The 16,671-nt window shown below is 46.0% G+C and carries 15 protein-coding genes; 5 read left to right on the top strand and 10 right to left on the bottom strand.

Annotated elements, in window-relative coordinates; genetic code table 11:
• Nucleotides 1–8: 8 nt before the first annotated feature.
• Nucleotides 9–740, bottom strand: coding sequence for a hypothetical protein (locus HP548_RS28010; RefSeq protein WP_063566066.1), 732 nt, complete (start codon nt 738–740; stop codon nt 9–11).
• 371 nt (nt 741–1,111) lie between these two features.
• Nucleotides 1,112–3,433: a glycoside hydrolase family 127 protein gene (locus HP548_RS28005; RefSeq protein ID WP_175383475.1), complete on the bottom strand. Its 2,322-nt coding sequence runs from the start codon at nt 3,431–3,433 to the stop codon at nt 1,112–1,114.
• A gap of 194 nt (nt 3,434–3,627) precedes the next feature.
• Here HP548_RS28005 and HP548_RS28000 point away from each other — a divergent pair, with 194 nt between their 5' ends.
• Both HP548_RS28000 and HP548_RS27995 read left to right on the top strand, forming a co-directional pair.
• A complete protein-coding gene (locus tag HP548_RS28000) occupies nt 3,628–4,395 on the top strand; it encodes a helix-turn-helix transcriptional regulator (RefSeq protein ID WP_175383474.1) in 768 nt (255 codons plus the stop codon).
• Nucleotides 4,396–4,565: 170 nt separating this feature from the next.
• Nucleotides 4,566–5,075, top strand: coding sequence for a GNAT family N-acetyltransferase (locus HP548_RS27995; protein WP_063566024.1), 510 nt, complete (start codon nt 4,566–4,568; stop codon nt 5,073–5,075).
• A gap of 148 nt (nt 5,076–5,223) precedes the next feature.
• Here the strand turns inward: HP548_RS27995 and HP548_RS27990 are convergent, their stop codons facing one another.
• On the bottom strand, nt 5,224–6,267 hold the full coding sequence (locus HP548_RS27990; protein ID WP_175383473.1) for a 2,3-butanediol dehydrogenase: 1,044 nt from the start codon (nt 6,265–6,267) through the stop codon (nt 5,224–5,226).
• 140 nt (nt 6,268–6,407) lie between these two features.
• On the opposite strand from HP548_RS27990, the gene HP548_RS27985 reads away from it, so the two are divergent.
• Nucleotides 6,408–7,313, top strand: a complete 906-nt coding sequence (locus HP548_RS27985; RefSeq protein ID WP_175383472.1) for a LysR family transcriptional regulator — start codon at nt 6,408–6,410, stop codon at nt 7,311–7,313.
• Nucleotides 7,314–7,422: 109 nt separating this feature from the next.
• Here HP548_RS27985 and HP548_RS27980 read toward each other — a convergent pair whose 3' ends face one another.
• The 5 genes from HP548_RS27980 to HP548_RS27955 all read right to left on the bottom strand — a co-directional run bounded on the left by HP548_RS27980 (nt 7,423) and on the right by HP548_RS27955 (nt 12,567).
• A complete protein-coding gene (locus tag HP548_RS27980; RefSeq protein ID WP_175383471.1) occupies nt 7,423–9,177 on the bottom strand; it encodes a methyl-accepting chemotaxis protein in 1,755 nt (584 codons plus the stop codon).
• A gap of 322 nt (nt 9,178–9,499) precedes the next feature.
• Nucleotides 9,500–9,790: a hypothetical protein gene (locus tag HP548_RS27975; RefSeq protein ID WP_099855422.1), complete on the bottom strand. Its 291-nt coding sequence runs from the start codon at nt 9,788–9,790 to the stop codon at nt 9,500–9,502.
• A gap of 36 nt (nt 9,791–9,826) precedes the next feature.
• Nucleotides 9,827–10,117 (bottom strand): hypothetical protein, encoded by a 291-nt coding sequence (locus HP548_RS27970; RefSeq protein WP_246318254.1) that lies wholly within the window; start codon nt 10,115–10,117, stop codon nt 9,827–9,829.
• Nucleotides 10,118–10,411: 294 nt separating this feature from the next.
• Entirely contained in the window at nt 10,412–11,755 is a 1,344-nt protein-coding gene (locus tag HP548_RS27960) for an amino acid permease (RefSeq protein WP_256716862.1), read from the bottom strand.
• 356 nt (nt 11,756–12,111) lie between these two features.
• Nucleotides 12,112–12,567 (bottom strand): GNAT family N-acetyltransferase, encoded by a 456-nt coding sequence (locus HP548_RS27955; RefSeq protein ID WP_175383470.1) that lies wholly within the window; start codon nt 12,565–12,567, stop codon nt 12,112–12,114.
• Between the two features lie 255 nt (nt 12,568–12,822).
• On the opposite strand from HP548_RS27955, the gene HP548_RS27950 reads away from it, so the two are divergent.
• Complete coding sequence (locus tag HP548_RS27950; RefSeq protein ID WP_175383469.1) at nt 12,823–13,398, top strand: GNAT family N-acetyltransferase; 576 nt, start codon at nt 12,823–12,825, stop codon at nt 13,396–13,398.
• Between the two features lie 2 nt (nt 13,399–13,400).
• A complete protein-coding gene (locus HP548_RS27945; protein WP_175383997.1) occupies nt 13,401–13,742 on the top strand; it encodes a DUF1801 domain-containing protein in 342 nt (113 codons plus the stop codon).
• A 206-nt stretch (nt 13,743–13,948) separates the two neighbouring features.
• Here HP548_RS27945 and HP548_RS27940 read toward each other — a convergent pair whose 3' ends face one another.
• Both HP548_RS27940 and HP548_RS27935 read right to left on the bottom strand, forming a co-directional pair.
• Entirely contained in the window at nt 13,949–15,253 is a 1,305-nt protein-coding gene (locus tag HP548_RS27940) for a DUF1963 domain-containing protein (RefSeq protein WP_175383468.1), read from the bottom strand.
• A 78-nt stretch (nt 15,254–15,331) separates the two neighbouring features.
• The gene (locus tag HP548_RS27935) at nt 15,332–16,510 is read right to left on the bottom strand and encodes an alanyl-tRNA editing protein (protein ID WP_175383467.1); all 1,179 of its coding nucleotides are present in this window, start codon (nt 16,508–16,510) and stop codon (nt 15,332–15,334) included.
• Nucleotides 16,511–16,671: the final 161 nt, after the last annotated feature.

The following is a 16,671-nucleotide window of genomic DNA, read 5'->3' as shown; positions in this document are numbered from 1 at the left end:
ACAACCCCTCACTGTCTGTATAATTTGGTGTGCTTGATTAATTGGTCAATTTCTTGCATACATGGCATTTGTTCAATATCTCCTGCTTCAAAGCTGTCCAGGCGGGAGATTTCCAGCATCAATTGGTCAAGCTTCAAAAGAATTTCCTCATTGGTATGAAGCGAGTTTTTCACATAGCTTAGATAGTCGTTATATACTTTGGTCTTTTCTTGAAAAAGCTTCTGGGGAAGTGTTGCGGATTTGGACTTCATCAGGCTGGCGTACTCCGCTTCATCGAACACATTGAGTCGGTTAAGTACACTTCGGATGTTGAGGTATAACAGCTTCTCCACTTCGAGGGTGACCGAAGCAAATTTCTTGTAACTCAGTTCTCCCGGATCAAATCGCTGATTCAGCACGTTCAGGAGGGTTTCTTTCTTTTTCTTCATGCGGCTTAGTTGAGATAATCCCAGTGTGATATCTTCCTCAAGTACTTTAATTCGTCGATAAAAGGATAACGCTTCCACATAGTCTTCATGGGTTTCGATATTCTTCACAGGCAAGACTACCGGCTGTCTGAACAATAAAGTGTAGCTTCCATAGAAGAGAGCCATCACGCTACCGAACAGAAATGTCACCGAGAGCGCTGTTGTAAATGCTCCCCCGCCAAACTCCAGTCCGATGAATCCGGGTGAGAACAATAGAACATTCATGACCACAACGCCGAAGATCAGCCCCAGCAGTTTTATGTACTTTATCATGTAAATCATCAGACCTCCTTTCGCGCTATGTGTTGGAGCTTTATGTCGATATTTACCATTGGAGCTTTATTTCATTGTACATGATGTTGCCGCATTCGGGTGGATTAATATGGATATTCATAATATACGTGGCTTGGGCTTATCCCATTTCATCTTTAGAGGGACAACGTGGATAAGATTTTGTAACCTTTGGAAAATGAGCCTGATACCCTTGAACAATCGGTGGCGGAAAAAGAAATGTTATCAGGTAATACGTGGAAATTTGCTGTGCGTGTCATTTTTTATATAGGGCTTATTCGATACGATAAAAATCAAAAAAAACACCCCGACGCCAGCGCCGGAGTGATGATGATGTGTGTGCTCATTTTATTTTACGAAAAGATGGATTCCGGTTTACTTCGCGTTGTACGCACCTCCACCACTTTCCCGGCACATCCGTTATCGTCAAACGCCTGGAATGCAACTCGAACGTTGTCTTTGCCTGACGTAAGCTTCTCAGGGACATGATAGGTTACGTAGAATACTTCACCGATCTTGTTCATATGAATTCGCTGTTCACCGACCACATGTCCATCGACGGCGATACTAAAGATTCTTTCATGCATCGTTCCTTCCCGTTCAAAAGGAGAATGATCCCCGCCCCAGTATGCCACGCATACATAGTTCGGCACAGAACCATCCACCGCCAGCTGGTAGCTGAAGTAAGCTCCGCTGACACCAAATGCTTCCCGCCACATATGCAGCTTGTTGCGGCTGTCTGTATATGAACCGTTATGATGTTCTGCGCGGCAATTGCTATCCAGATGATGTCCAATCTCATCCTGCTGACCGTCAGGCTGCACCCTGTCGATGGTGATATCATTCAATTCCTTCTCCAGTGCATCCCCTTCATCGTTAAACGGCCAATAGATTGTATAGAACTCATGATGCACATCATAGAACGGAATCAGTTTCACCGGGTTACCGTCTGATGTGACATCCTTGCTGATCTCAAACGTCAACGTACTTGCGTCTACGGCCTTGATCCACTCGCGTACATCCTCCTGCTCTGTCCAGATCACAGGTACAGGTGCCGTTTTGGGATTCAGTGCCGTTTCGTCCACGATGGTATCCTCGGGCAGCCCTTCGCTTCCCAGAGCCCCTGCCAGTACAATCGGGCCGTACAGGAATGCCACCTTGTGTGCATCATCCCGGGATGTGTATTGGTGGAGCGACATCGGCAGCGTGATGGTGATGACATCACCAGCGGTCCATGTGCGCTCGATGTTGAGGTATCCGGGTTCCATCCGGGTGTACGAATGGGCCGTATCCCCGTTGACTGTTGCCGTCATGGGCTCCTGCAGCCATGAGGGCACACGTAGTCTAAGATTGGCCGAGGCGCTGCCTTCGGTGATCGTAAGGGTTACCTTTTCCGAATAAGGAAAGTCGGTTTCGAGCTTCAGTGATATGCCTTGGGATTTCCAGTCCAATTGGGAAGCGATATATAGATTTACGCACAGATCCTGCTCATCCTCGAAGTAGATTGCCTCGGCGTATTTGCCCGGGTTCTCCATGCCAGATCCTGTGCAGCACCACCAGGCAGTATCGTGAGTACCGTAGATTTTGTAGTGGCCTTGCAGTGTTGATGCAAAATACGTTTTGTTGCCTGTGTCCGGGTCCTGTGTGCCCAGGATATGGTTGTAGATCGCATTTTCATAATAGTCCATGTAGGCACTGTCGGGATTCCATGTGTAGAGCTGCTTCGTCAGATGCATCATGTTGTGGGTACAGCAGCTCTCTCCGGTTTTGATGCCGAGACTCTCCATGCCTTTCGCTTCATAATGCTCCGAAATGCTCGTAGCACCAAATACATAAGACCGATGATGAATCGTAGTGTCCCAGAAAAACTCCGCCGCTGTCCGGTAGCTCTCGTGATTATGATCCTGATTGTATATTTCAGCTGCACCGATGACTTTCGGAATCTGCGTATTCGCATGTTTGCCCTGAAGATCGTCCTGCTTGTGCTCCAACGGTTCGAGGATTAATTGATGTGTGAATTTGTTGGCTATCTCAAGGTATACAGACTTCCCGGTGATTCCATACAAATGGGCAAACACTTCATTCATGCCACCGTGTTCACATTGAAGCATGATCTGCATCTGTTCCTCGGTCATCGGGCTCAGACCTTCTACCGCCCAATCTGCAAACCGCGTTACCACGTCAAGGGCCTGCCGGTTGCCCGTTAATTTGTATGCATCAATTAGTCCGCGATAGATCTTGTGCACACTGTACCATGGAACCCAATATTCACCGATGTTAAAACCACCAATGTGTTCTGCCCGAAATGCAATGCGGAAAGCTTCTTCGGATAAGCCTCCGACATACCCGCTGCACGTTGTCAGCTGAATAGATGCAAGCTCACTGACGGCATAATCCAGCGTTTGCTTTAACGTTTCATTACCTGTCGCCTGATAGGTCACAGCCAGGGCAGACAGATAGTGTCCAAGGGAATGCCCGCTAATCGAGCGTGCCTCCCAACCCGCGTATCGTTCCTTTTTCGCCGGTAACCCATGGGCCTCAAAACACGGTGCCAGAAAACGATCAATGTCCAGTGATAACAAATACTTTTCTCCAACTTCCTGTGACGTTTGAAAAACGCCATTTAACAGATCTACATGCTCAGGTCCCAGAAATCCCTTTTTGGTTTCAATCATTCTGCTCGCTCCTCCTCGGTATGTAGTGGATATTTAGAAGTACTTATATAAGTGTACAAAGGGTAAAATCCGTTTTTAAATTCATGTGTCCCTTACGAACTTTCTTCATACAGGCCTTGAATATCCTCATATTATCAAATAAAATACAACTACATCAGACTCATAATCCAAGAAAAGGTGGAGAAATCCGTCCTATGCAAAAGCCATTGGAACATTACTTGTGCGGCAAGTTCATAACCGAAGGCAATTGGAGCCATATGAAGCGCAGCATGCCTGTTCACGAGGTCATTTTGATGTTGGAAGGCGAGATGTACATTGCCGAGGAGGACGAGCAGTTTGTGGTTCGTGCAAATGATCTGCTATTTCTGAGGGCTGGACACATCCATTATGGCTATCAGGTCAGCGATGCTCCCGTTAGCTTTTATTGGGTACATTATGATTCGATTGAGAAAGAGTTCGACCAGTATCCTACCCATGCGACTATTCAGGTTCCGTCCACCGCCAATCAGCTGTTCAAGCAATTGCTGCATAGTTCATCGTTCTCACCGGAAGAAGCAGACGCGGCATTGCTGCTGCTGCTCAAAGAACTGGAACGCAACACACAGGCGGGTTATCGGCCGCACAATGCGATCGTTGACCACATCTGCAAGTGGGTGGATATCCATCTGCATACCGACATTACGGTTGGAAAGATTGCCGAGACTTTTAATTTTAACAAGGACTATATCTCCAAAATGGTAAAACGTGAGAAAGGCATTGGGCTCAAAACCTATATCCTCACGGAACGGATTCGCCGGGCTAAGCAGATGCTGCTCAATACCAATGCCAGTGTGAAAGAAATTTCGGGGCAATGCGGTTTTTCGGATTACAAACTCTTCCTGCGCATGTTCAAACAATACGAAGGCAATACTCCCACCGAATATCGCAATAATTTGTATTCCACACAGCTCAACCGCCTATAATGAACCTTATACGTGCGAACCTTGGATGTCTTGTGCGGAAGTACCAACTCATAGAATTTCATGAGTCATATATAGAAAATTTGAATTAATCCAGTACCATTGGGTGTGATACAATTCAAGTCAACTATATCTCTTATCAAACCAAGATTAAATCAGAAGGAGAACTTGAGATGACAACGGCAGTAACGATTCATCCCGCTACAGAAGCTGACCATGAAGAAATTGTACATATTCTCATTGAAAGTTACTCCGAGTACCGGGACACGTTCCAAACACAGGAACAATGGGAACATTATTTGAAGGACATTCGGGAATCGCCGAGCAATCCTTATATCAAGCAATTATGGATTGCCAAAATAGATAATCAGATTGTTGGAACGGTCCAATTGTTTGAGACTGCGCATAAGGCTTATCCGAGCTTCGAGTTGCCTATTGATTATCCGTTTATTCGACTGCTGGGCGTTGATCCCAAGTGGAGAGGTCACGGTATTGCCAGAGAATTGCTTCAACAATGTGTTGAGTCTGCTAAAGACATGGGCAAAAATACGGTGTATTTATATACGGGCGGCCAGATGGTCAACGCGATCCGATTATACGAACGTTTCGGTTTTGTAGAAGACCCGGAATTCAGTTCCGAGAGTGGTGGAGGCAAAGCGATTTGCTACCGGTATGATTCATAATTCTCGCAAATGGTACTAAGCGCGGATAACACAAAAAGGGATACCCATAAGTCATTAACATGACAGATGGTATCCCTTTTTAGCGGTTATTCTGAGCTAAAGAATCGGAATAGAGCCGCAAATGCTATTCGCTCCATTTTCCACACTATTAACCGCCGATTTCCACCAGAATTTTCGCATGGCTCTTGTCGGTCATGAGCAGTTCAAGTCCTTCCTGAACGATGTCGTCCAGCTTGATTTTTCTGGTGATCACCTGTTTCACATCAAGTGCTCCCTCAGCAATCAAAGAGATGACTTCAGGGAAGATATGACGGTAGGCCAGCGTTGCTGTCAGGTTCGCTTCTTTCACTAACAGATCGAAGAAATTCACCTGTAGTGGATTCGGAATTGCTGCGATGACAACAACTTCTCCACCTTTTTTGATCACAGCTACGGCGCTATCCATGGTTGGCTGTACACCTGCCGCTTCATATGCTACATCTATTCCGCCAGACTGCTGCAAAATCACTTCAGTGGCATTAACTTTGGCACTATTCACCGGAATGGCTCCCAGCTTGGCAGCCAAATTCAAGCGTTCTTCAAATACATCGACTGCATAGATCGTGGAAGCTCCAGCGGCTTTAGCTGAAAGGATCGTCAGCAAACCAATCGGACCTGCACCATATACAGCAACCTTCTGACCTACTTTTAATTTGCTATGGCGAACCGCATGGAAAGCTACCGCTGTAGGCTCAACCAGTGCGCCCTCTTCAAAGGAGACGTTATCTGGCAATTTGTGCACCATATACGCCTCAACCACAACGTATTCAGCAAAGCCTCCGTCACCGTTCAGTCCCACAAATCCGAACTCGGTACATTGGTTATAACGCCCCTGAATACAGTACTCACACTGTCCGCAATGATACAACGGTTCAACAACAACATGGTCCCCTACACTGATACCGCTTACATCACTTCCCAATTCACTGACCGTTCCTGCAAACTCATGACCAAGTGTCAGCGGGGCTTTCTGTCCTGAAAGCGGGTGGTTCTGCCCTTCCTGAATGCCTACGCCATGATGATAAGCATGCAAGTCACTGCCGCAGATTCCTGCGTACTCGACTTTAATTTTCACTTGTCCTGATTGGGCTACCGGTATTTCCCGTTCTTCGACCCGGACATCTTTTTTGGCATACCATACTGCTGCTTTCATAAGATACATCCCCTTTGGTTATCTTGTCTACCTGAGATTCAACTACTGTCTATTAATTATATCGCTGTTCACGTATTATTCATATTTATAGATACTAATGTTAATATTACTTGTACTAATGCTAAAACGGAGATGAAACCATGAATCTGGAACAACTTGAATATGTCGTTGAAATTGCCAAAACCCAATCGTTCTCGGCTGCCTCGGAGCACCTGCATGTCACTCAGTCGGCAATCAGCCAATCTGTACATCGACTTGAAAATGAGCTGGGTATGATCCTGTTCGAACGCTCGCGCCATGGGACGTTCCCCACCCCTGAAGGTAAACAGTTTATTGCCAAGGCACTCGATATTTTGCAGCGAATTGATGAATTGAAATCACTGAATGCCGAGACATCCTCGATAACCGGAGACCTGCATGTTGCTACTTTTCCAAGTGTGATGCCTTACCTTGTTCAGACTGCTGCAGATATGAAACGTGAGCACCCTCAATTGAATATTGCCATTAAAGAGAAAGGTTCCATGGAAATTATCGAGGACATCCGTAACAACAGAACCCACCTGGGCTTCATCGCCATCTACGCCAAACAATTGAGGGAATTCGATGGACTGCACTTCAGTCCTATGTATTCAGGCAAACTGGTTGTATGCACTCATCACCAATCCGAACTAGCCAAGCTTAACCGGGTTACTCCCGAACAATTAAAAGAACATAAGCTTGCTCTGTATCGTGATGGATTTATCGAAGATTTCCTGCAGGAGTTCACGTATGATTATGGCCCTCTGTCCATCCTGTTCAAAACGAACAACTCGGAAGCGATCAGCACCGTTCTAAGAAACAATATTGCCGCCACCATCGGTCATGACTTTTCCTTCTACCAACATCCGCTATGGAAAGAAGGCATTGCAAAAATGGTAGAGATCGCCTCGATCGACCAACCTAAAATGCAAATCGGCTTCGTACAGACTGAATCCAAGGAGGTTGCTGTGGCCGCAGAGCGATTTGCTCAACGCTTCAGACAGGCAATTGAGCTGGATCAGTTATGATGGCAGAGTCTAAGTCATAATTGGGATGTCAAAAAAAACACTCCGGTGTTTGCACCAGAGTGTTCCACATTTGATAAGGATTCAACTTACTGCTTACTGCTTGCTTCCTTTATACCTTTACTTTTCTTACAGCTTCGCTCAACTCAATCGTATGCTGCCTCAGCAGGGTGGACGTTTGTGCCACCTTCTGGAACATGCTCGACTGCTCCCCTGTCAAACGATAAATGTCATCCGAATGATCTGAAACGCCGGATGAAATTTGCGAGATCGTATTGACCGATGCTGCCGCTTCCTCGGAACCCGCCGATATTTCCTCCGCTGCTGCGGATACCTCCTGGATACGATGTGTTACCACACGAAACGCCTCAACCATATGCGTAAAGGCAAGCTCTGCTTCTGCTGTGCTCGTCACCCCCTGGCCGATCTCTTGCGAGGTAACATCCATCTGTGATCCGATATGCTGGGACTCCTTCTGAATACCGAGCAACAAATCCGATATCGTCTGCACAGATGTGCCTGAAGCCTCAGCCAATTTTCGTACTTCATCCGCTACAACGGCAAATCCCTTCCCATGCTCTCCTGCATGAGCGGCTTCAATTGAAGCATTCAGCGCCAGCAGCTTGGTCTGACTCGCAAAATCCCGCACCGTATGAAGTGCACCGCCGATTTGCTGCGAGAAGTTGTTAAGCACTTGGACCATGGCTACAACTTCAGCAGATACAGCCGAAATGCTCTCCATCTGTTTCTTCATTTGCGTCATGCTCTGCTTACCCGATTGTGCCGTAGCAAGCGCAGTTGTTGCAGCGTCGGACACGGCTGTAGATGACTCTGAAATATCGGTAATCCCTTTAGCGATTTCTTCCATCGCATTGGCGCTGTCGCTAGCACCTTGCTTCTGGGTATGCGCTCCCTGTCTGATCTGCTGCACGGATTGGTCAACACTCTTATTCATCTCAAGCATATCTTCTGCATCACGATTGAATTGCTCCGTTGATTCCGCGAGAATATCAGTGGTTACCGAAACACCCGCGACCATGTCGCCAATCATTTTATTTAAGTCCCCAGACATATGAATCATCGCCTTGAATGTGCTGCCAATCTCATCCTCACTTTGCAGCCGATACGCGGTCAGGATTCGATTGGCTTCCGCCAGCTCACCTTGCGCCATTTGTTCGACGCTTGCCTTCAACGGTTTCAGCGGTCGCAGGCCTCTTACGATGAACCACAATACAACTGCGATGCCTGCAACCGTGATGAACAACAACAGGGCATACAACGGAATGCTGGATTTCATAATATCTGACTCAATACTTCCAATGACCGACACAGCTGTATCGATTCCTAACACACCCGTTAAGGCCCCATTACTGTCCAGAATCGGAGCGTATGAGGAAATATATTCGCCATACTCCTCATTATTAATGATAGGGGAACTGGCTGTTTTCCCTTGCAAGAGCTTTTGGACTGCATCACCTGGGATATCCGTCACTTCATTGATCGGTGATGCTTTATCTGCATCTTTCATGCCGTCCACCATAATGAGAGGTGTGCCTGTATCGTCTATTTTTACAAAATACACATACATCGCACCGATGCTCACACGAAAATCATCCAGCTCATCACGAATCTTCAAGAACACGTCATTTTCCTTGGGGTCTTTGGCAAATTCCACATACGGTCCTGTATCCAGCTGTTTCACATAACTCTCGGCAATTTGAATATTGTAACTCGATATGGCCTCCTGCGCGGCTAGCTTCATATTCGCCAGCTGAAGCAGCATGCTTCCCGCAGATATAATCACAATGACCAAGGTAACAATGGCAACAATGCGAACAACCAAACGTTTCTTGAAAAAACCGACCATCCAATCCTCTTCCTCTCACACCTGTATGTAAGCCTTTTCGACTACGCCCTATCCAAAAACTACATGCTTGAAGCACTATGTAATGTGAAAATAGTATATGAAGTTGTCGAATTAGGCAAGAAAATATTGGATAGAGATTAGAACACTATCATCACTGTGTTAGCTTTATTTTTATAGAAGTATATCCATCTTTGTTTCGATGAAACTGTTACGCTTTTATACAAAGAAAAACTCCGACGTATGCGTCAGAGTTTAGTCAACATGGGTAGGTTAAGCCTGGTTTTCGTAAGTGATCTCACAGATTCATCACCAATCAAACCCATTAAGAGATATCTGTATACACCACTGAGTTAATAGGGATTTCAGATTGGTTTATTGACTTACCAACGCATATACCAATGCTCTTCTTATTCATTAATGAACTTGAGATTTGTACAGAAACCACATCTATTGGAAATTCCTTATTGTCAGGTGTTCGAACAACAATATGATTATGGATTCGCTTTTTGATCTGATCATGGCTTAGGTCATCAAGATCAGGATTGATACCCACTAAAATAGTGCCATATTCGGATGATTCAAAAACATCTCCAACCTTCATCAATTTATGCATATTTATCATCCTTTCTATCTGTGTTGAATATAAAGTTCATTCTTCACATCTTGTACACGGAGATCTGCGTTTTTTTAATCTCGTTACTGCATCTCTAAGTAGTGTCATTCTCTCTACAGAAGTTAATTCTGGTGCAAACCTCGCTGCTCTTATGCTGGCTTGTGCTTCGTCCAGCAAAATTTCGTGCATACGTTGCATCATCAAGATTATATAGTTCAAAGGCCCTTCCGCTTTTAAACGCTTCATCTGAAAAACCTGGCTTTGGGCTGCTTCAAACTGTCTGGAGACTGATAACAGCTGTTCCGGGGTTACTTTTATCGTCGTCATGTGGTACCTCGTTCAAAATATATTCGTTGTTATATGAATCCAAGGGAGGAGTCTGATTTATGTAAGATTCAAACACACTTCTGGTCCTTTATTATAAAAGCAGCTCATGTCATTTCGTAGCTACTGGCGATTTATTTATCTAGTTCGCATTACCCCTATTTTTCCATAATATAACATCAAACTTCAAATCAGTCCCCATTAATACTTTGCTTTCTCAAAAAAAAACACCCCAGCGTGAACGCTGAGATGTCTTGTTACTGCATAGCTATTGATGCTTTTACAACACTAAACTTCTTACCTTTGATTCTTCCTGAATCGAATCAGTGACCAGAGAATCAGTAACACGAGTACAGTTAGACAGATGCTGATGCTAAAACGATTGCCTTCATCAAATACAAACATGACTGCAATGACACCGAGACACAGCACAGCAGCTCCAGTAACGTAAGGAAATCCCCACACCTTAAATGTCGGTTGTACTGGATATCTCTTGCGCAGCTTCATCTGTGATGTGGCGATACAAATCCACACAAGCATCACGACAAACCCCGGAACCGCCAGCAGCACGCGGAAGAGCTGATCTTGTGCGAATAGCCCCAGCATGGAGCCCCCAAGTAGAATCACAGCACATACCAGCAGTGTATTTACCGGACTGCCGTTGCGATTCGTATGTGATAAAGCCTTGGGAGCTTCACCACCTACCGCCATAGAATGCATCATACGGGATGCGCCATAAATGCCGGAATTTGCAGCAGACAGAACGGCGGTCACCAAAATAAAGTTCATAATATGTGCTGCACCCGGAAGTCCCGTGGAAGCCAGCACCTGTACAAAAGGACTGCTCTCGGGCCCTAATTCATTCCACGGAATGAGCCCACAGATGATGAGAATCGGCAGCGTGAAAAATAAAATGATTCTCAGCATAAAGTTCCCTACAATTTTGGGCATCACCTTGTCCGCATTTTCCGTCTCCGTTAAGGTTAAGCCAATAAGCTCAGATCCTCCATAAGAGAACATGACGACCAATAATGCCGAAAAGATCGATGACCATCCATTAGGGAAGAAACCGCCTGCTTGCGTGTAATTATGCAGATAAGGCGTGTTATCACTTGGAATGATCCCGAAGATCAGACCAGCCCCGAGGATAATAAAAATAATAATCATGGCGATTTTAATGCCCGCCAGCCAAAATTCAAATTCCCCAAATACGCCCACACTCAGCAGATTAATCAGTATAATAAACACCGCACACGCAAGGCTCAACGCCCACAGCGGCACTTCCGTGAACCAATACTGCAAAAAGCTCCCTGCTGCAATCACCTCAATCACACATACCGACAACCAGAGGAAACAATACATCCATCCCATGATAAAGGAGACTCTGCTGCCGAACGCTTCCTGCACAAAGTCTTTCATATTTTTATTCTTGTATACCGTAGCCATCTCCGCCATCGCAGCCATGACAACCAGTAACAATAATCCTGCAAAAATGTACGTTACAATAACTCCTGGACCTGCAAGTCCAATTGTTTCGGCGCTTCCTTTGAAAATTCCGGTTCCAATGACACCGCCCATAGCCATAAAGCTAATATGCCTTGGTTTAAGTTTCTTCTGCAATGTTCCTTCTGTCTGAGCCAATTCAAGTCCTCCTGATGTAAAAAACGTCTGCATTTCTGTTTCATGTTTATATAAACATAATGTCCAGTATACCCTATTGTCCATGCCTCAGCCCAGCAGTTCCGTACGGCCAATTCATCCCAAACGAATGCTGACATAACCTATGTTTTATACCCCACAGTGAGACAAAGCAATCTGTATGCAGTCCAATCGTTCATTTGAATACATTCTACTCTTCTTGCGATCTCCAATATGTATGATTTGTTGCAGTCCATCACTTCGCAAAACAATTAATAAACGTAAAAAACCAGCCGTCTGTATGCAACAGAATACTGGTTTCCTTTGTCCCTGCTATGTTTTACTTCCTATCATGTAATTTATAATTCCTTCGTCATAAAAGCGCTGTTCGGGTCCAAACTATAATCTGCGAATGGCTCACAGTATACAAACCCAAAGTCCTCATACAGCTTACGCGCCGGAATAAAAGAATCCATCGAACCTGTCTCCAGACTGATTCGTTTATATCCCCGATTCTTGGCAACCTCAATAATATGGGCAAGAATTTGTCTTGCTACGCCTTTTCTCAGGTGGGCTGATGCTGTACGCATCGATTTCAATTCTGCATGCTCCGAATTCAATTCCTTCATGGCCCCGCAACCAAGCAGCTCCTCCGCTTCCCATGCACACCAGAATGTTATCTCAGGTTTCCTTAACCCATCGAGATCCAGGGCATGAATGCTTTCCGGCGGCGAATCTGCTGCCATTCCCTGCAGATGTTCTGCAATTAATCCAATGACTTGATGACCGCTCAAATCGTCTACTTTGATCTCCATATCTACCACTCCTGCCGACATTTTGTTGTGTGTTGTATCACTGAATACATGTCTATTGTTTATATAGTACTACCATGACAGGTTTCCTGACAACAACTTCAGAGACACGAATGAAATGTCTATTGTGATACCCTTAAATTTCCATTATAGTGAGGCTATCTGAAACCAAAAGGAGCGAAGAATATTGCGTAGCAGTCATATAGCTAATTGTCGTACCGAGGTGAAGCGAACTTAATTTGTGAAAAGGAGACCATCATGACATTATCGACTAAAAATCTGTTTTATAGCAAACGCTTGAAAATGACTCCGCCCCGTGCTGAAGACGTGCAGACCATGCTGCAATGGAATGAAGATCCTGAGTATTTGCGAAATGTGGATACGGATATTGCCATTCCATTTTCGGAAAAGCAGCTTGAAGATGAGGGCGAGACGAAGGACAAGGAAGTTTACTTTCGGCTTCGAACGCTTGAGGATGAACGACTGATCGGATTCGTTGTCATTCACAGCATTGAATGGAACAACCGCTGCGGACAACTTGCCATTGGCATTGGACTCGCAGAGCATCGCAACAAGGGATACGGAACGGAAGCGTTGAACCTTATTTTGCGGTATGCCTTCCATGAATTGAATCTGGACCGGGTAGGTCTGGATGTCATCGCCTATAATGCCAAGGGCATCCGTGCCTATGAGAAGGTCGGCTTTCAGTTGGAAGGTCGTGCTAGATCAGCCGTGTATCGTGATGGAAAACGCTATGATCGCTTATTGATGGGAATTCTAAGACCAGAATGGGAAGTACACAATCAGATCAATGTGGAGGGTGGACAAGCATGAATATGAATGCGGAAGTTACTGAATTTATCGAACAGATCCCGGTTCCCTGGCAAGCCCAGGTTGCAAGTAAACTGCGGGAGTTGGTACATGAGTCCATCCCTGAAGTAGAGGAACGTGTGCAATACAAGAAACCTCATTTCCTGAAAAACGGTAAATATGCAGCAGTCATCTCCCCTTCCAAGCCAGCAGTATCCTTCACGATCTTCAATGCAACCGGACTTGAGCTGCCAGATGGGATATTTGAAGGCCCAGCGGAACGTAAAACAATCAAGATCAAGGAAAAAGATACGCCTGATTATGAGTGGCTGGCTGCACTTCTGACACAGGCATCGGCAGAACTTTAAGCTGGTATCGAGGATATAACGTGTCATAGATTTTTCTAACCGACTATAGCAACTATTAAAAAGGCCAACCAGCATATCTGGTTGACCTGATCATACGAAGGGGCTTCCTATACTGTTGAACACATATGGAATAGCCCCTTTTGGGTATGCAGCTGTCAATACAACTAAATCGCTCTATGCAATAACAGATCATTAGAGATCACTCATCAGGATTGTTGATAAGATACCGCGGTCATCTGACACGGCTCGCAAACGAACATGTAATACATGCCATCCCCGTACTCCTCAACCTCGCTCCAGTCCATTTGTCCAACGGCCCTCATCCTAGAAGAGCAGCATGGACAGTTCGGGTACTCCGCGTCCTGAACCCATCCGGGGTGGCCCCCGATCTGGGATATAGAAGGCTCCATCGCCCACTCACTGCCATGGAACGCATGACGTGGAGCAGTCGCAATCCGAAACTGCCGGCCTGCATCCGGTGCAAGCTGAACATTGTCGTCCGGGTCAAGGTCATCCGCTCCCATCAGCATCACATTATGCGTACTCCAGCACGGTTCACCTGCTGAATCCATCTCCATATAAACGACGCCATAACAACTGCAACTAACGCAAGTCTGCACTTGAAGTCGCTCACTGTTCCAAGCAACATCCTGCAATGCTGGATGCCGTACATCCAGATCAATTAAGGTTGTTAACTGACTACCACACCACTCACAGTTATCGGTACTGGTCAACAGCATGGAGATCGGATCGCCAATAGAGTTGTCGTCAGCCCCTTCATTCTCTTTTACTTTATAGAGTGAATAACTTGGGGTGATAAATAACTCCTTGCGCTGGCCTTCATTCGTTAACTCCCAACCGGCTTCGGTAGTATAGTGTTCTGGTGCGACATGCAGCTGATCTGCCCAACGGGGTGGCGACTGCCTCCATTGCTGGAACTGACGTACGACCCCATCATCTCCAATATAGGCGAGCATGAGCAACAGATTATTCCGATTCTCATCATCGGTGTTCACCCGTTGTAACAGTTGATCACGTACTTCAGCCGAGGCACTCTTATACAAAATGACAGGGTAGTAGATTTCGTGCTCCAACAGCTCAGGAATCTGTGCAGACAACGACGTATCATGGTAACAGACCAGATACACCAAAATATCTTTACCTGTATCGTCATCCCCCATACGAATCAGTTGCATCGCATAATCGATCATGAGGGCTTGCTGCTCCGTAGACAAGGATAGATATACTTCTTCTTTGGAATGCGCGTATGCCACATAACGGATTAGTGGATCATGAACATGGCGTGTATGCATAATTTTCAAAATCTCCACAGGGTCCGTGATTCCCTCATACAAATCCACGTCGCGCCGATTGGCTTCAATGTATCTCTGATGTGCCTCGCGTTCCATCTCCTGCTTGCAAGGCATGCAGTACCCACCTGTTCTGGCAGCCGTTGCTGGCAAAATTGTATTTGGGCACTCCTCTCGTATGCACGGAATACGTTCTGTCATCTATGGGTACCTCCTCTGCTATTGATCACGCTTCACGATCCATCGAGTCCATTCGATATCAATTAGTGGGAAGGTAGATTAGTGATGTCCCAGTTGATCCTTCGTAAATTCATAAAATGCGATCGCATCTTCGCTGCTGGCAAAACCCGCCTGTGCCATCTTATCGCTGCCGCCACCTTTGCCCTGGTAGGCTCCGAGATTGCCCTTGAAGAAAGGTCCACAAGCCCACTCCGGCGGCTGCCCGTTCTGCGCCAATACAACTTTGGCCTCCGAGATGCTCGCAAAGAGTACAAGGCCCTCATGTTCTGATGTCAGCTTGGTCGCCAGACTCTGCATATCCTTGAGCGATTTGTCCTCAAAGATTTGAGCAATGACAAGCCCTTCCCGTGCAGATAAAAGCTCTTGCGCATAATAAGCGTCATTGGAAGATTTAACAGCGTTCAACTCTGCTTGCAGCTGCTTTTGTTCTGCTTCCATTTTGTCGATCCGATCCGCCAGCTCTTCCCGGCTGGTCTTCAATTTGGCTGTAATTCCGGTCAGCACGCTTTGTGCGGCGTTGAACTCATTCAGTGCTCGGTATCCGCATTTAAAATAGATCCGGGTACCGCCCTTCACTTTCTCGGTTTTCAACAGTTTAATAATCCCGATCTCTCCTGTGGCTGACACATGTGTTCCACCACAAGCGTTATATTCCACGCCCTCGATCTCCACGATTCGAATATCTTCGGTTACGGAAGGTTGCTTCACCAGCGGCAGACGAGCCGCCTCTTCCGCAGTGACCCATGAACTGCTGATTTTGGCATTCCGGTAAATCTGCTGATTGACCTCCATTTCAATTGCAGCCAGTTGATTCGCTCCCAGTTCGGCTGCAGCCACATCAATCGAGATATAATCTGTCCCCAGATGAAAGCTGAGCGTCATCGCATCTGCCATCTTCAACGTAATAGCCGACAGCAAATGCTGCCCGCTATGCTGCTGCATATGATCGAACCTGCGCTGCCAATCGATGTGGCAATCCACATCGTTCTGCTCCGGCGCACGCTCCAGCTTATGCAGCACCTCACCGTCTTCACTAATTACATCCAACACTTCAATGCCGCCGATTTGCCCCAGATCACAAGGCTGTCCACCCCCATGTGGATAAAAAGCCGTCTCCGCCAGCGTGACATATAAACCATCGTCCTTGTCCACTCTGCCTGTAATTTGTGTATGCCACTCCCGTGTGTACGCGGAGTCATAATAGATTTTTTGCGTCATCGAATCATCCCGATCCCTTCTCGTTCAAATGGCTATCCATACTCTCCAGATTACACTATCTGGAACCGCCAAGCCAAATTTTCCGCCTCACTTCTCCGTTTTCCATATCAAAAAAGACCACTCTGCAAGCCAAGCTACAGAGCGGTCTCCTTACTTAATAT

The sequence above is a fragment of the Paenibacillus taichungensis genome, from assembly GCF_013359905.1.
In the GTDB taxonomy this organism is placed as follows: Bacteria; Bacillota; Bacilli; order Paenibacillales; family Paenibacillaceae; genus Paenibacillus; species Paenibacillus taichungensis.
Note: the sequence above shows the minus strand (reverse complement) of the source record. Positions and strands in the feature narration are given on the sequence as shown.

Excerpts from the sequence above, each read along its gene's own strand:
- HP548_RS27975 (WP_099855422.1), bottom strand. The coding sequence starts at position 9,790 with ATGCATAAATTGATGAAGGTTGGAGATGTTTTTGAATCATCCGAATAT.
- HP548_RS27940 (WP_175383468.1), bottom strand. The coding sequence starts at position 15,253 with ATGACAGAACGTATTCCGTGCATACGAGAGGAGTGCCCAAATACAATT.
- HP548_RS27950 (WP_175383469.1), top strand. The coding sequence starts at position 12,823 with ATGACATTATCGACTAAAAATCTGTTTTATAGCAAACGCTTGAAAATG.
- HP548_RS27955 (WP_175383470.1), bottom strand. The coding sequence starts at position 12,567 with ATGGAGATCAAAGTAGACGATTTGAGCGGTCATCAAGTCATTGGATTA.
- HP548_RS27990 (WP_175383473.1), bottom strand. The coding sequence starts at position 6,267 with ATGAAAGCAGCAGTATGGTATGCCAAAAAAGATGTCCGGGTCGAAGAA.
- HP548_RS28005 (WP_175383475.1), bottom strand. The coding sequence starts at position 3,433 with ATGATTGAAACCAAAAAGGGATTTCTGGGACCTGAGCATGTAGATCTG.
- HP548_RS27980 (WP_175383471.1), bottom strand. The coding sequence starts at position 9,177 with ATGGTCGGTTTTTTCAAGAAACGTTTGGTTGTTCGCATTGTTGCCATT.
- HP548_RS28000 (WP_175383474.1), top strand. The coding sequence starts at position 3,628 with ATGCAAAAGCCATTGGAACATTACTTGTGCGGCAAGTTCATAACCGAA.
- HP548_RS28010 (WP_063566066.1), bottom strand. The coding sequence starts at position 740 with ATGATAAAGTACATAAAACTGCTGGGGCTGATCTTCGGCGTTGTGGTC.
- HP548_RS27935 (WP_175383467.1), bottom strand. The coding sequence starts at position 16,510 with ATGACGCAAAAAATCTATTATGACTCCGCGTACACACGGGAGTGGCAT.
- HP548_RS27995 (WP_063566024.1), top strand. The coding sequence starts at position 4,566 with ATGACAACGGCAGTAACGATTCATCCCGCTACAGAAGCTGACCATGAA.
- HP548_RS27970 (WP_246318254.1), bottom strand. The coding sequence starts at position 10,117 with ATGACGACGATAAAAGTAACCCCGGAACAGCTGTTATCAGTCTCCAGA.
- HP548_RS27945 (WP_175383997.1), top strand. The coding sequence starts at position 13,401 with ATGAATGCGGAAGTTACTGAATTTATCGAACAGATCCCGGTTCCCTGG.
- HP548_RS27985 (WP_175383472.1), top strand. The coding sequence starts at position 6,408 with ATGAATCTGGAACAACTTGAATATGTCGTTGAAATTGCCAAAACCCAA.